The 14,843-nt window shown below is 72.6% G+C and carries 9 protein-coding genes; 7 read left to right on the forward strand and 2 right to left on the reverse strand.

Annotated features, from left to right (window positions below):
- Positions 1-319 precede the first annotated feature (319 nt).
- The 7 genes from uvrA (at position 320) to BLW78_RS05335 (ending at position 10,004) form a co-directional block, all read left to right on the forward strand.
- Positions 320-3,448 (forward strand): excinuclease ABC subunit UvrA, encoded by a 3,129-nt coding sequence (gene uvrA, locus BLW78_RS05305; RefSeq protein ID WP_091677316.1) that lies wholly within the window; start codon positions 320-322, stop codon positions 3,446-3,448.
- A 613-nt stretch (positions 3,449-4,061) separates the two neighbouring features.
- On the forward strand, positions 4,062-5,042 hold the full coding sequence (locus BLW78_RS05310) for a transporter (protein ID WP_020095500.1): 981 nt from the start codon (positions 4,062-4,064) through the stop codon (positions 5,040-5,042).
- A 275-nt stretch (positions 5,043-5,317) separates the two neighbouring features.
- Complete coding sequence (locus BLW78_RS05315) at positions 5,318-6,292, forward strand: S1C family serine protease (RefSeq protein ID WP_020095499.1); 975 nt, start codon at positions 5,318-5,320, stop codon at positions 6,290-6,292.
- Positions 6,293-6,458: 166 nt separating this feature from the next.
- Entirely contained in the window at positions 6,459-6,728 is a 270-nt protein-coding gene (locus BLW78_RS05320; RefSeq protein WP_020095498.1) for a GCG_CRPN prefix-to-repeats domain-containing protein, read from the forward strand.
- Positions 6,729-7,011: 283 nt separating this feature from the next.
- On the forward strand, positions 7,012-7,158 hold the full coding sequence (locus BLW78_RS05325; protein ID WP_020095497.1) for a DUF1127 domain-containing protein: 147 nt from the start codon (positions 7,012-7,014) through the stop codon (positions 7,156-7,158).
- Between the two features lie 90 nt (positions 7,159-7,248).
- On the forward strand, positions 7,249-8,712 hold the full coding sequence (trmFO, locus tag BLW78_RS05330) for a methylenetetrahydrofolate--tRNA-(uracil(54)-C(5))-methyltransferase (FADH(2)-oxidizing) TrmFO (protein WP_091677319.1): 1,464 nt from the start codon (positions 7,249-7,251) through the stop codon (positions 8,710-8,712).
- Positions 8,713-8,801: 89 nt separating this feature from the next.
- The gene (locus BLW78_RS05335) at positions 8,802-10,004 is read left to right on the forward strand and encodes a Zn-dependent hydrolase (RefSeq protein ID WP_091677322.1); all 1,203 of its coding nucleotides are present in this window, start codon (positions 8,802-8,804) and stop codon (positions 10,002-10,004) included.
- A gap of 71 nt (positions 10,005-10,075) precedes the next feature.
- On the opposite strand, the gene BLW78_RS31990 is transcribed toward BLW78_RS05335, so the two are convergent.
- Entirely contained in the window at positions 10,076-10,795 is a 720-nt protein-coding gene (locus BLW78_RS31990; protein WP_091677325.1) for a CatB-related O-acetyltransferase, read from the reverse strand.
- A complete protein-coding gene (locus tag BLW78_RS05345) occupies positions 10,792-14,742 on the reverse strand; it encodes a glycosyltransferase (RefSeq protein ID WP_091677327.1) in 3,951 nt (1,316 codons plus the stop codon). The genes BLW78_RS31990 and BLW78_RS05345 overlap by 4 nt, the downstream gene beginning before the upstream one ends.
- Positions 14,743-14,843: the final 101 nt, after the last annotated feature.

Here is a 14,843-nt window from a genome sequence, read left to right on the forward strand (position 1 = left end):
GCAACACCGAAGGTGGGCCAAGGTTTGGCGAATCGAGCTACGGCGAAGCTGGGGCCACCGGACTCCGATCGCGGCCGCTGGCTCCACCGCGTCATCGCTTCGCTGCGCTCGCGAAGACGGTCGCGCGTTCACCGAGCGGTTGCCGACGTACGCGTTTCGTTCTAGCAAGGGCGGCGCATGACGGGCCTGCGTCCCGCCGGCCGCATCTTGCCGCGGGCCCCCTCGGGCTCGACATGAGCCGGAGCGGCGGCTGGCCCGCGCGCGAATCCGTCCGACTTCGTCGATGCCTCGGTCGACGCCTCGAAAGACCGCCGCCCTCATGGCCAAAGCCCAAGCTGGAAGTCGTGCCGCAAGCCGCGTCGGTGCTGCCCAAGCCGCACCGAAAGCTGCCGCCAAAGCGCCTTCCAAGACGGCTCCGAAAGCCCCGGCGACGGCCAAGGCGCCCCAGTCCAAGGCGCCCGAGTCCAAGCCGGTTCGCGCGAAATCCAGCCCCCCCGGCGCGCGGAACGAAGCCGCCATCGACGCCAAGCTGGAGGCCCTGTTCGACGCCGCGCCGGCCCCCGTCGAGGACCGGCGGGTCATCGCGATCCGCGGCGCCCGGGAGCACAATCTCAAGAACGTCGACCTGACCATCCCGCGGGACAAGCTCGTGGTCTTCACCGGGCTCTCGGGCTCGGGCAAGTCGTCGCTCGCCTTCGACACGATCTACGCGGAGGGGCAGCGCCGCTACGTCGAGTCGCTCTCGGCCTATGCCCGCCAGTTCCTGGAGATGATGTCCAAGCCCGACGTCGACCAGATCGACGGGCTGTCGCCGGCGATCTCGATCGAGCAGAAGACCACCTCGAAGAACCCCCGCTCGACCGTGGGGACGGTGACCGAGATCTACGACTACATGCGCCTGCTCTGGGCGCGGGTCGGCATCCCCTACTCGCCGGCCACCGGCCTGCCGATCGAGAGCCAGACCGTCCAGCAGATGGTCGACCGGGTGCTGGAGCTGCCGGAGAAGACCCGGCTCTACCTGCTGGCGCCCGTGGTCCGCGGGCGGAAGGGCGAGTACCGCAAGGAGATCGCCGAATATCAGAAGAAAGGCTTCCAGCGGCTGCGCGTGAACGGCGAATACTACGCCATCGACGATGTCCCGAAGCTCGACAAGAAGTTCAAGCACGACATCGACGTGGTGGTGGACCGGATCGTGGTCCGGGCCGATATCGGCTCGCGGCTGGCCGAGTCCTTCGAGACCGCGCTGGAACTCGCCGACGGCGTCGCCGAGATCGTGTTCGCCGACGCCCCCGAGGGCGAGGCGCCGCGGACCGTCACCTTCTCGTCGCGCTTCGCCTGCCCGGTCTCGGGCTTCACCATCGCGGAGATCGAGCCGCGGCTGTTCTCGTTCAACAACCCGTTCGGCGCCTGCCCGACCTGCAGCGGCATCGGCCACGAGATGCGGATCGATCCCGAGCTGGTGATCTCCGACCCTGGCTTAAGCCTGAAGCGCGGCGCGGTCGGCCCCTGGGCGAAGTCGACCTCGCCCTATTACGGCCAGACGCTCGAGGCGCTCGCCGAGCATTTCGGCTTCAAGACGGGCGTCCCCTGGCAGAGCCTGTCGGAGACGGCCCGCGCCATCGTGCTCTACGGCTCGGGCAAGCAGGCGGTGCGCTTCGCCTACGACGACGGCTTGCGCAAGTACACGGTCAACAAGCCCTTCGAGGGCGTGATCCCGAACCTGGAGCGCCGCTACAAGGAGAGCGACTCGGACGCCGTGCGCGAGGAGATCGGGCGCTTCATGAGCGAGACGCCCTGCGCCGCCTGCGGCGGCAAGCGGCTGAAGCCCGAGGCTCTGGCCGTGAAGGTCGCCATGGCGGACATCGCCGACGTGACCGCCCTCTCGGTCTCCGAGGCGCACCGGTGGTTCTCGGACCTGCCCGGGAAGCTGACCGCGAAGCAGAACGAGATCGCGGTCCGGATCCTGAAAGAGATCCGCGACCGGCTGAGCTTCCTGGTGGATGTCGGCCTGGAATACCTGACGCTCGCCCGCGGCTCCGGCTCGCTCTCGGGCGGCGAGAGCCAGCGCATCCGCCTCGCCTCGCAGATCGGCTCCGGCCTGACCGGCGTGCTCTACGTGCTGGACGAGCCCTCGATCGGCCTGCACCAGCGCGACAACGAGCGGCTGCTCGGCACGCTCAAGCGCCTGCGCGACCTCGGCAACTCGGTGATCGTGGTCGAGCACGACGAGGACGCGATCCTGCAGGCCGATTACGTGGTCGATGTCGGCCCGGGCGCCGGCATCCACGGCGGCGAGATCATCGCGCAGGGCACCCCCGCGGAGGTGCTGGCGAACCCCGCCTCGCTCACCGCCAAGTATCTCACGGGCGCGATGGCGGTGCGCACCCCGACCGCCCGCCGCAAGGGCCGGAAGGGCAAGCTCGGCCTGTTCGGCGCGCGGGGCAACAATCTCAAGGACGTGGACGTCGAGATCCCGCTCGGCACCTTCACGTGCATCACCGGCGTCTCGGGGGGCGGCAAGTCCACCCTGGTGATCGACACCCTCTACAAGGCCATCGCCAAGAAGCTGAACGGTGCCCTGGAGCACCCGGCCCCCTACGGGCGGCTGGAGGGGCTGGAGCACCTCGACAAGGTCATCGACATCGACCAGTCGCCGATCGGCCGCACGCCGCGCTCGAACCCCGCCACCTATATCGGCGCCTTCACGCCGATCCGCGACTGGTTCGCGGGCCTGCCCGAGGCCAAGGCGCGGGGCTACCAGCCCGGGCGCTTCTCGTTCAACGTCAAGGGCGGGCGCTGCGAGGCCTGCTCGGGCGACGGCGTCATCAAGATCGAGATGCACTTCCTGCCGGACGTCTACGTCACCTGCGACGTCTGCAAGGGCAAGCGCTACGACCGCGAGACCCTGGAGGTGAAGTACCGGGGCAAGTCCATCGCCGACGTGCTCGACTCCACCGTCGAGGAGGCGGCCGAGCTGTTCAAGGCGGTGCCGGCGATCCGCGACAAGCTCGAGACCCTGAAGCGGGTCGGCCTGCACTACGTCCATGTCGGCCAGCAGGCCACCACCCTGTCGGGGGGCGAGGCGCAGCGCGTGAAGCTCTCCAAGGAGCTGTCGAAGCGCGCCACCGGCCGCACCCTCTACATCCTCGACGAGCCGACCACCGGCCTGCACTTCCACGACGTCGCCAAGCTCATGGAGGTGCTCCACGAGCTGGTCGACCAGGGCAACACCGTGGTGGTGATCGAGCACAACCTCGAAGTGATCAAGACCGCCGACTGGGTGATCGACATGGGTCCCGAGGGCGGCGACGGCGGCGGCCGGGTGGTGGCGCAGGGCACGCCGGAAGAGATCGCCCGCGCCAAGGCCAGCCATACCGGCCGGTTCCTGCGCGAGGTGCTGGAGCGGCGGCCCGCCTCACCCGCGAGCCGCGGTCGCGCCGCGGAGTAGCGCGGCGGCGGAGGGGGGCGGACCGTCCGGGGGCGGGCATCGCACGCACCGGCGACCGTGCCGGACGCGCCCCCGCCCCTGCAGTGCGGGCGCGGGTCCGACGCGACGGATCACCCGCTCCCGGGCCGGCGCGGCAGTTTCTGCCGGGTCTCGGCCGGACCCCGCGCCCGCGGACGGTGATTCGAGCGGCCGGATCCGGCTCCGGACCCGCCGCCGACCGGCTCGGAGCCGGATCCCGGCCCGCGCGTCCGGACCGGCGGCCTGCCCGATCACCTTCCCGCCTTTGCCGGATTCTCCCGCGGCCCGGGCCGGCAACAGCTTGACCGTTCAACGATATTTTGCCGAAACCGCGATCCGAGCAGGGTCTGTGGACAGTGTTGCATCGCCGCAAAAATGCGGCTTTTGCGCAACGGTTCGGCCGGTTGTGGCGTTTCGGCGAGCATTCCACTGTCTTTCCGCAGGTCTCTGTAGAATAGTCGCAGACGTTGAGACGGGCAGGCTCCGTGGGGGCGCTCGGCAGGTCCGAAGCCGGCAGCCGCGATAGGCGAGCAGACCGGCAGGGAAGTGCCGAATGCGGGACGGACGCCGTATGACCTTGGGAAGGAATGAGAAAATGATGAAGAACTGGCTCGCGGCCGGCACGGTCGCGCTCACGGTCGGCATGACCTCGACGATCGCGCAGGCGCAGACCACGACGGTTCCCGGTGAGCAGGTCGGCCTCGCCGTCGGCGCGCCGCTGCCGGAAGGCCTCTACGCGATCAACACGTTCACCTATCGCCGCACCGACGCGCCGAACTCGCCCGACACGGCCGTCAACATCCCGGTCCTGGTCTGGTCGACCCCGTTCGTGCCGTTCGGCGGCCGCGTCGAGCTGCTCGTGGCGCCCCCGACCGTGTTCGCCTTCACCCGCAACCCGGCGGGCGTGCGCAACAAGGACATCTCGATCAACGTCGGCACCTTCGTCGGCGGCATCTGGGCCTTCGACCTCGGCAACAACTTCGGCGTCAGCTTGCTCGGCGGCGCCTACCTGAACGACCTGAACGGCGACCGCGGCTCGATCATCACCGCGAACGGCACGACGGCCACCCCGGTCCTGCCGCAGCTCTCCTCCAACACCTACCGCTTCGGCATCGCCGGCAGCTACACGGGTGACGGCTGGAACATCACCGCCAACCTGACCGCCAACATCTACGACTCGCCCGGCCGCTTCCCCGGCCAGGTCGGCGCCGCCATCGGCCCGATCCGCCTGTCGGACGCCCTGAACTTCGACCTCACGGCGACCAAGAAGTTCGGCAACTTCGAGATCGGCCCGATCGCCTACGGCACCTACAACTTCGACATCAGCCAGGCCAGCGCCGCGGCCGGGAACCGTGGCCGGTTCGCCCTCGGCGGTCTCATCGGCTACGACTTCAAGATCTTCACCGTCCAGGCCTACGTTGCCCGCGACGTCGTGACCGGCGCGCAGTACACCAACGCGTTCGGCCGCACCCGCGACAACTACTCCACCGACGGCTGGATCCGGTTCATCGTGCCGCTCTACTCGCCGACCCCGGCCGCCGCGCCGGTCCCGGCGCCGCTGGTCCGCAAGTACTGAGATCCTTCCGAGACACCGGGCTCCCCGCCGCCGCGCGGCGGGGGCTCCCGGATCTCCGACAGGCCGTCCTCCGGGACGGCGCGCCGCCCGGCTCCGCCGGGCGGTTTTTCTTTGTGCCGGTGCCGCGGCGGGCCGCAGCCGGCCGCCCCGGGCGGGCCCGTGCCACGGGTCGCAGCCGGCCGCGGGTGACGCGGGCGGCGCGGACATCCTATGGTGTGCCGATGGCGCGGCTCCGGGGCCGACCGGAGCGCAGGCGGACGAGCCGAAGGATTGTCATGGCGACGCAGGGCGAGTGGAAGATCCCCGCGCAGGCCCAGCCCAGGCCCGCGGATTACGGCTACGACCTCGACCGGGCGCTCTCCGCGGTCCTGGCCCTGTCGGCGCGGATCCCGGACAGCGCGTTCACGGCCGAGACGCTCGGCACCGAGCGCGCCGGCAACGGCGTGGTGATCCGCGAGGACGGGCTGGTGCTCACCATCGGCTACCTCGTCACCGAGGCCGAGAGCGTCTGGCTCACCACCCGGGACGGCCGCTCGGTGCCCGGCCACGTCCTCGGCTTCGACGCCGCCACGGGCTTCGGCCTGGTCCAGGCGCTCGGCGATCTCGGCGTGCCGGCCCTCCCGCTCGGCCACTCGGCCGGACTCAAGACCGGCGACCGGGCCGTGCTGGCCGGGGCGGGCGGGCGCCAGCGCTGCGTCGCCGTCGAGGTCGTGGCCCGGCAGGAATTCGCCGGCTACTGGGAGTACGTCCTCGACGAGGCCCTGTTCACCGCCCCCGCGCACCCGCACTGGGGCGGGACCGCGCTGATCGGCCCCCAGGGCGACCTGCTGGGCATCGGCTCGCTGCAGCTGCAGCAGGGCGGCGGCGGCGCGGCGCGGCCGATCAACATGGTCGTGCCCATCGATCTGCTGACGCCGATCCTCGAGGACCTCGCCACGCGCGGGCGGGCCGACCGGCCGCCCCGCCCCTGGCTCGGCCTCTACGCCACCGAGAGCGAGGAGGGCATCGTCGTGATGGGCCTCGCCGATAACGGCCCGGCCGAGACCGGCGGCCTCCAGGCCGGCGACGTGATCGAGGCGGTGGCCGGCGAGCCGGTGGCCGACCTCGCCGCCCTGTTCCGGAGCGTCTGGGCCCTGGGCGAGGCCGGGGTGCGGGTCCCCCTCACGATCCGCCGGGAGGGGCGCGGCGTGAAGCTCGCCCTCGTCTCCGGGGATCGGGAGCGGTTCCTGCGCACGCCCTCGCTGCACTGAGCCCGCGACCCGGAGCGTGCAACCTTCGCGCTCCGAGCGGCGTTGCCGCGGCGCCGTCGCGGGCCTGTACCGGACACAACCTACGGCTCAGCGACGGTTCAGGTGGCGGGACCGAATCTCGAACGACCGGCTCCCGATCCGCCGGAAACGTTGAGGAGATCCAGTCATGACGATTCTGAGCGCACCGCGCGCGAAGGCACTCGTGATGGCCGCCGCGATCGCCGGCGGCCTCGGGCTCGCGGGGTCTGCCGAGGCGGCCGGGGGCTGCGGCCCCGGCTTCCATCCCAATCCGTGGGGCATCTGCCGGCCGAACTGGGGCCCTCGGCCCTACGGCTACTGGCGGCGCCCGGTCTATTACGGCGGGTACGGCGGTTACTACCGGCCGCGGCCCTTCTACCGGCCCTACGGCTTCTACGGGCCGCGCCCGTTCTACTGAGCCCCCGTCCGAGTTCGTCAGACGGCATGCAGGGCGTCCCGCCGACCGGCGGGGCGCCCTTCGCGCGTGCGGAAGGCCCTTCTTCGCCCTGCATGCGCACAAAGAATGACCATCCGGAAACCTTGCCGGTTTCTTAAGCCGGTTATGCGATTTTCGCAGGTCTGGTGCTTGACCTTGCGACTCCTGCTGCGCTGCGGCGCGATTATATGTGCGTTGCACCAACAAGAGGCAGCGATGCGCAATGGGGCGCCATCGTCTGCCCGAGCAGAGGTCACAGCACACCATGTCCGCCGCCCGTAGCGTCCTGAGCCGCGTCCGCGCCTATCTCCGGTACCGCGACACCGTCACCCAGCTGTCCCGCCTGTCGGACCGCGATCTTGCCGATCTCGGCATCAACCGCAGCGAGATCCGCGGCGTCGCCCGCGTCTGATCCCCGCGTCCGCGTCACAGCGCCCGAGACGAACGCCTCGAAGGACCGCCGCCCGTTGATCCGGACGGCGGTCCTTCGCTATTCTCGGACATGACACAGACCATCCACATCGTCGGCGGCGGCCTCGCCGGATCCGAGGCCGCCTGGCAGGTAGCCGAAGCCGGGCATCGCGCCGTGATCCACGAGATGCGCCCGGTGCGCGGCACCGAGGCGCACCGGACCGACGGGCTGGCCGAGCTCGTCTGCTCCAACTCGTTCCGGTCGGACGACCCGGAGGGCAACGCCGTCGGGCTGCTGCACCAGGAGATGCGCTCCTTGAGCTCGCTGATCATGCGGGCGGCCGACGCCAACCAGGTGCCGGCGGGCGGGGCGCTGGCGGTCGACCGCGAGGGCTTCTCCGCCGCGGTGACCCGGGCCCTGGAGCAGCACCCGAACGTCACCCTCGTCCGCGGGGAGGTCGAGGGCCTGCCGCCGGAGGAATGGGGGCCCTGCATCGTCGCCACCGGCCCGCTCACCGCGCCGGCGCTGGCCGAGGGCATCCGCGGGCTCACCGGCGCCGAGTCGCTGGCCTTCTTCGACGCGATCGCGCCGATCGTCCACCGCGACTCGATCGACATGGACGTGGCGTGGTTCCAGTCCCGCTACGACAAGCCGGGACCCGGCGGCACGGGCGCGGACTACCTCAACTGCCCGATGACCCGGGAGCAGTACGACGCCTTCGTGGCCGCCCTCGTGGCGGGCGAGAAGATCGGGTTCAAGCAGTGGGAGGGCACGCCCTATTTCGACGGCTGCCTGCCCGTCGAGGTCATGGCCGAGCGCGGCCCCGAGACGCTGCGCCACGGGCCGATGAAGCCCGTGGGGCTCACCAATCCCCGCGACCCGCTGGTCAAGCCCTGCGCGATCGTGCAGCTGCGCCAGGACAACGCGCTGGGCACCCTGTACAACATGGTCGGCTTCCAGACGAAGCTGACCTACGCCGAGCAGGTGCGGGTCTTCCGCATGATCCCCGGCCTGGAGCGGGCCGAGTTCGCCCGCCTCGGCGGCCTGCACCGCAACACCTACCTCGACAGCCCGCGCCTCCTCGACGCCACCCTCCGGCTGCGGGCCCGTCCGACCTTGCGCTTCGCCGGGCAGATCACCGGCTGCGAGGGCTACGTCGAGAGCGCCGCGGTCGGGCTGATGGCCGGCCGCTTCGCCGTCGCGGAGGCGGCCGGCGCCCCCCTCGCCCCCCTGCCCCAGAGCACGGCCCTCGGCGCGCTCATCGCCCACATCACCGGCGGCCACCTGATGGCGGACGGGGAGGCCAACGCCCCGCGCTCGTTCCAGCCGATGAACGTGAATTTCGGCCTGTTCCCGCCGCTCGAGCGGGCCCCCCGCAACGAGACCGGCCGGCGCCTGCGCGGACCCGAGAAGGCGGCGCTGAAGAAGCGCGCGCTCACCGACCGGGCCCGGGCCGATCTCGCCGCCTGGCTGGAGGGCGCGGCGGAGGGCGCGGCGGGCGATGCGCGGGGTGGCGCGCAGGGCGCGGCCTCGAGACCTGCGGCGGCGGAATAGCGGGCCGCACGGGGCTTGCACCGCCGGAGGCCTCCTCACGTGGCCGCCTCACTCGGCCTCAACACTTGGCCTCACCGCCTGGGCTCACCATGACCGCGATCGACACCCGGGCCTTCCTGGCCGACCTGTACGAACTGCGCGAGATCGGCCGGTTCCGCACCGGCGTCCACCGGCCGACCTTCTCGGCCGACGACATGGAATCCCGGCGCTGGCTGATGGCCCGGCTCGAGGCCTGCGGCCTGGAGGCCTCCATCGACGGGATCGGCAACGTGCTCGGGCGCCACCGCGGGCCGGGCCCGCACCTGCTGGTCGGCAGCCACATCGAGACGCAGAACGAGGCCGGCTGGCTCGACGGGGCGCTGGGCGTCGTGGCCGGGGTCGCGCTGGCCCGCGCCGGGCTGCCCGTCGACGTCGTCGCCTTCGCGGACGAGGAGGGGCACTTCTCGGGGGGCTTCCTGGGCAGCCGCTCGGCGATCGGCGACCTGACCGAGGCCGAGATCGACGAGGCCCGCAACCGCACCGACGGCACGCCGCTCCGCGCCGCGCTCGCGAGCGCCGGCCTCGCCGGCCTGCCCCGGACGCGGCTCGACCCGGACCGCTACCGCGGCTTCCTCGAGATGCACATCGAGCAGGGCACGCAGCTCGAATCCGCAGGCCTGCATCTCGGCGTGGTGAGCGGCATCGTGGCGATCTGGCAGTTCCGGATCGACTTCGCCGGCAACCAGGACCACGCGGGCGGCACCACCATGGCGGAGCGCCGGGACGCGGGTCTCTCGGCGGTGCGGCTGCTCGCGGCGATCGACCGGGAATTCCCGAAGGTCTGCGGGCCGCGCAGCACCTGGACCACGGGACGGATCACCCTGGATCCCGGCGGCTTCAGCATCATCCCGGGGCGGGCCGAGGTGTATTTCCAGTTCCGCGACGTGGCGATGCCCGTGCTGGAGCGGATGGAGGCCTGCCTGGAGGCGCTGGTGCGGGACTCGAACCGGCGCGAGCGCTGCCCGGCCACGCTGACGGCCCTGGCCAAGGCGATCCCCGCCCCCTGCGACCCGGCCCTGATGCGCGCCCTCTCGGAGGCGGCCGAGAGCGTCTGCCCCGGCGGGTGGCAGGTGATGCCGTCGGGGGCCGGGCACGACGCCCAGAACGTCGCCCGGATCCTGCCGGCCGCGATGCTGTTCGTGCCCTCGATCGGCGGCATCAGCCACCACTGGGCGGAGGATACCAGCGACGCCGACCTCGCCCTCGGCGTGCGGGCGCTGGGCGACGCGGCGGCGCGGGTGCTGGCGGGCTGAGCGTGCCGCCCCGGCGCGCCGGGCGCGCGGCGGGCGCCCGGCCTCAGGTGCCTGGGCTCAGGTGCCTGGGCTCAGGCGCCCGGCACCAGCGACCGGATCGGGATCAGCTCCGGCCGGTATTCCTGCATGCCCCCGGCGATCCGCTCCTCGACGGCGTCGATGAACCGCTCCGGGTCGGTGATCGAGCACTGGCGCAGGTCCCAGAAGGCGTAGCGCCACCATTGCACCTTCAGGTAGCGCTCGATCAGCGCGTCCGGGAAGCGCATCTTCACGATCCGGGCGGGGCTGCCGGCCACGATCGCGTAGGGCGGCACGTCCTTGGTCACCACCGCCATGGCGCCGATCACCGCCCCGTCGCCGATCGTGATGTCGGGCATCAGGAAGGCGCCGTGGCCGATATAGACGTCGTTGCCGATGCGCACGCGCTTGGGCCAGAGATACGGGCCGGAGATCTCGTAATCCTCCGCCCGCGGGTCGATGCGGTCGAACACGGCCGAGTGGTGCGTGTAGAACAGCGGCGAGGTCGAGCCGCACTGGACCGGGTGGCTGCCGCGCCCGACCTGGACGCTCTCGCCGATCGAGCAGTAGCGGGCGATGTCGGCCCCGAAATAGTAGCCGCTGACCGCGTACGAGAACGCCCCCATGGTGAGGCAGTAATCGACGCCCATCCACTTGATGCTGCACGGCGGCTCGAAGACGCAATCCTCCGGTAGGCCGAACGGGGCCGGGTGCAGCACCGAGATGCCGCGGCGCAGCATCTCCTGCTTCATGTCCTCGTTGACGGAGATCATGCGGCGTCCTCGTCGCTGGGGTGCCCGGTCCCGGCCGGCGCCGGGTCCAGGCCGTAATAGTCGCCCATCAGGTCGCCGTAGGTGGCGGCCCGGATCGGCACGGTGAGCCGGCCCGCGGCCGAGACGTCGATGGCGAGCAGGCGGTCGTTGAAGGCGGCCGGATCGGTGGCCAGCGCGCCGGGGAGCAGGTGCCCGTTCGGGTAGGCGCGCAGCCGCTCGGCCGGCGCGCCGAGGTCGAAGGCCGCCACCGGCAGGCCGGTGCGCAGCGCCAGGGTCAGCGCGTACGAGTAGGTCTCGGGCCAGATCGCCGGCAGCAGCACGAGGTCGGCCGAGAGCCGCCAGACCAGGTCCAGGGCCTCGTGGTCCCCGGAATAGCGCCCGGTCTGGGCGACCCCGACGCGCTCCAGGCCGATCGCCAGGGCCGGGTCCGAGTAGCCCACGATCGCGAAGTGCAGCGGCAGGTCGCGGTCCCGCGCGTCGGTGGCGAGCGCCTGCAGGAACAGGCCGCCCTTCGTGGCGCTGATCGCGCCGAGCACGGCGACGCGGCGGATTCGGCCGGGCCGCTGGAGGGCGGTCGAGCGCACCGACCGCTCCGGCTCGACGTGCGGCCGCACCGTGACCGACAGATCCGGGTACACCGTCCGGATCCGGGCCGCCGTGTCGGAGGACGGCGCGAACACCCGCGCGGCGCCCGCCAGGAACGCCCCGAACGCCGCCCGCCGCTCGCCCGGATCCGGCTCCTCGAACCCGTCCGCGTCCACCGCCAGGCACGACCGGCACTCGCTGACCGGCGCCAGGCCGCAGTAGCGCCCGTCCGGCTGCACCAGATGGTTGCGGTGGCACACCGGCGAGTAGTCGTGCAGCGTCCACGCGTAGGGCCGCCCCGAGCCCGCCACCACCGCCATCAGCGCCCGCGCCGCCGCCCAGCGCAGCCCCGCCAGCGAGTGCACGTGGATCAGAACCGGCGCCAGCTGCCCGACGAACTCCGCGAGCTCGGCCGCGTCGCGCGGCAGGTACAGGCTGTCGAGGTTGGGCAGGTACAGGAACTCGGGGCCGCGATACGAGACGTGGACCTCGAGGTTGCGGGTCCGGTCGATCTGCAGCAGCACCACGCTCAGGCTCTCGGCCCGGGCCTGCGCGACCATGTCGTCGATGTGCCGCTGGATGCCCCCGCCCCAGCTGTGCGTCACGTAGAGCAGCGCCCGGCCGGCGAAGTGCCGGGCCAGCCGCGCCCGGTCGAGCCGCGCCCGCCCGCGCCGGCCGGGATCGGCCTGGACGAACTGGCCGACGCGCGCCGGGTAGTCGGGGTGCTTGGCGAGCAGCGCCGCCTGGCCCTGGTCGTACTCGCCGCCCGCGTCGAGCCCGAACGAGATCTGGCCGGCATGGTGGACGAACACGTCCTCGGCGAGCAGGTTGACGAAGCCGGCCTTGGTGGCGCGCAGGCACCAGTCGTTCTCCTCGCCGTAGCCCTTGCCGAAGGCCTCGGCGTCGAGGTCGCCGACGGCGTCGAGGGCGGCGGCGGTCATGTACATGCAGAAGCCGACGCCGGTGGGCACGGGCACGGCGCGGCCGCGGTTGACCTGCGCGGCCACGCGGTCGAGGTTGGGCCGGGCGATCTCGAGCGGCATGGTGTTGTTGGCGTTGAAGCGCGGGTAGGAGCAGATCGTGGCGTTGTTGGACAGGGGCGTGACGCTGCCCACGGGCAGCCCCGCGCCCATCCCTGCCCCGGCCTCTGCCCCAGCCTCTGCCTCCCCGCCGGACCCGGCCTGAGGGTCTGCCTGCGGTTCGGCGTGGGCGACGAGGCGGTCGAGCCAGTTGCCGAAGACTTCAGCGTCGGAGTTGAGCAGGACGACGGCGCGGCCCTGGCGCAGGCCGAGGGCGCGGTTGACCGAGCGGACGAAGCCGAGGTTGTGCTCGTTCTCGACGAGGTGGAACAGGCCGCGGCCGGCGAGGGCGGCGAGGTCTGCGGTGAGCTGCGGGTCGGGGGAGCGGTCGTTGACGGCGAGCAGGGTGAAGGGGGTGGCCTGGGGCGCCGACAGGCAGGCGTGGAGGGCGCGCAGGGTCTCGCCGCGGCCCTTGTAGACGGGGACGATGACGACGACTTGGGCCTGCGCGATGGGCAGGGCCCGGGGCAGGCGGTCCCATTCGTCGGCGGCCGGGGCCTCCATGGGCGGGTAGGTGCCGAGATCCTCGGGGCAGCCCATCAGCCCGGCGGCCCGGCCGGTGCGCACGTAGTGCAGGAACGGCGACTCCCCGGGACCCAGCAGGTGCCCGTAGGTCTCCCGGTAGAACGCGATCGAGAAGGCCTTGCTCGGGTCCCGGCCCTCGTGCTGCCCGTAGGCGACGAAGTGGGCGAGCGGGGCGTCGGCGGCGTCGGGGTTGCGCTTGGCGTAGAAGGCGGCGTCGAAGAACGGCGCGACCGTCCGGGCCTCGTCGGCCAGCGCCGCCTCCCGCGAATCCGGCGTGCCGTAGCGGGGGTGGAAGGCACCGGCCGCGATGTCGGTCCCGTGCATCAGCGCCGTGGCGAGGCGGTGGACGAGGGGCGCGAGGCCCGTCTCGCGCATCCCGGGATGCGCGTCGGCGTAGGCCTGCCCGTCGAAGTCGGGCCTGGGGTTGCGGCCCGCGCGCCAGCCGGTGTCGCAGTAGTCGCGCACCGCGTCCTCCGCCTCCGACAGGCCGTAGCGCGCCCGGTAGAAGCCGTGGTCGAAATGCCCCGCCACCAGCCGCGCCTGCAGGTCCAGGAACGCGTCCCGCTCGAGGGTCTCCTGCCCGATCGCCCCGAGCCAGCCCGGGTCCTCGACCGGCGCCCGCGCCGGCCGCAGCCCGCAGACCCGCAGCAGCGCCGCCAGCGTCGAGCGCCCCGGGCCGGGATCGCGCAGCTCCCGCCAGCCCGCCTCGGCGAAGTGCAGGAACGGCTCGCGCCCGCCCACGTCCGGATAGGTCGCCCGGTACCACGCCGCGTCCACCGCCGGCAGGTTCAGCCGGTGCGGCTCCGCGAACGGCTCGGCCCCCGTCAGCCGGGTCTCGGCGACGTAGCGGAAGAACGGGTCGTCCGCGACCGCCCGGCTGCCGGCCCGCGCCTGCACGTAGCCGGCCGGGTCGAAGTCCGGCCGCGGGCCGATCCGCGCCCGCCAGCCCTCCGCCACGTAGTGGCGCAGCAGCGCCGTGTCCGAGGCATCGGCCAGCGCCTCGGCCTGCGGTCCGGGCAGGCGCTGCCGGTAATGGGCGGCGTCGAAGTAGGGGGCGAGGGTCTCGATCCGCAGCGCGAGCGCGGCCTCCGGGTCGGGGCGGGCCGGTCCGCCGTGGAGGACGTAGTGGACCAGCGGGTTCCGGGTGGCGAAGGTGATCCCGCGGCTGAGGCAGTAGGCCAGGGTGTCGAAGTGCGGCGCCGGCTCGCGGCCCTCGCGCCAGCCGGAGGCCATGTAGTGGTCGACCGGGTCGACGCCGGCGGCGGCGAGGTCGGGGTTGCCGGCGAGGTAGAAGGCGCCGTCGACGAGGCGGCGGGCGAGGCGGTGGGCCTCGGCCGTGTCGGGCTTCGGCAGGGCGGCCGCCTCCCCCTCCCCGCCGGCCCCGCCACGTCCGGCGCGGCGGCGCGCGAGGGCGTGCAGGAGCGGGTTGATGCCGGCGCGGGCGAGGTGGGGATGGGCGGCGAGGTAGGCGGCGGAGTCGAAGTCGGGGCGCGGGTCGCGGCCCGCGCGCCAGCCGTGGACGAGGTAGTCGCGCACTGGGTCGGCCGTGATCCCGTACCAGCTCGCGTAGAACCCCGTGTCAAAGTGCGGGGCCAGGGCGGCGATCAGGCGCGCCTCGAGATCCGCGCCGGTCGCGGCGCCCGCCCAGCGTCGGTGCAGCGCCGCCGGCGTGGCCAGCGGGTCGCGCAGCCGGCCGAGGCGGCGTCGCATCCGCGTCAGGGCCGAGATCCGGCCGGTCCCGTCGGAGTCGCGGCGCATCTCAGGACTCTGCGGAGGGGCGTTCGCCGCGGGCCGTCACGGGGCGCGGGATCCATCGGCCGCCCGCCGGGCGGGCGCCGTCGAGGCGCGGGGCTCTGATC

The sequence above is a fragment of the Methylobacterium sp. 275MFSha3.1 genome (assembly GCF_900108435.1).
Classification (GTDB): domain Bacteria; phylum Pseudomonadota; class Alphaproteobacteria; order Rhizobiales; family Beijerinckiaceae; genus Methylobacterium.

Excerpts from the sequence above, each read along its gene's own strand:
- uvrA (WP_091677316.1), top strand. The coding sequence starts at position 320 with ATGGCCAAAGCCCAAGCTGGAAGTCGTGCCGCAAGCCGCGTCGGTGCT.
- BLW78_RS05310 (WP_020095500.1), top strand. The coding sequence starts at position 4,062 with ATGATGAAGAACTGGCTCGCGGCCGGCACGGTCGCGCTCACGGTCGGC.
- BLW78_RS05315 (WP_020095499.1), top strand. The coding sequence starts at position 5,318 with ATGGCGACGCAGGGCGAGTGGAAGATCCCCGCGCAGGCCCAGCCCAGG.
- BLW78_RS05320 (WP_020095498.1), top strand. The coding sequence starts at position 6,459 with ATGACGATTCTGAGCGCACCGCGCGCGAAGGCACTCGTGATGGCCGCC.
- BLW78_RS05325 (WP_020095497.1), top strand. The coding sequence starts at position 7,012 with ATGTCCGCCGCCCGTAGCGTCCTGAGCCGCGTCCGCGCCTATCTCCGG.
- trmFO (WP_091677319.1), top strand. The coding sequence starts at position 7,249 with ATGACACAGACCATCCACATCGTCGGCGGCGGCCTCGCCGGATCCGAG.
- BLW78_RS05335 (WP_091677322.1), top strand. The coding sequence starts at position 8,802 with ATGACCGCGATCGACACCCGGGCCTTCCTGGCCGACCTGTACGAACTG.
- BLW78_RS31990 (WP_091677325.1), bottom strand. The coding sequence starts at position 10,795 with ATGATCTCCGTCAACGAGGACATGAAGCAGGAGATGCTGCGCCGCGGC.
- BLW78_RS05345 (WP_091677327.1), bottom strand. The coding sequence starts at position 14,742 with ATGCGCCGCGACTCCGACGGGACCGGCCGGATCTCGGCCCTGACGCGG.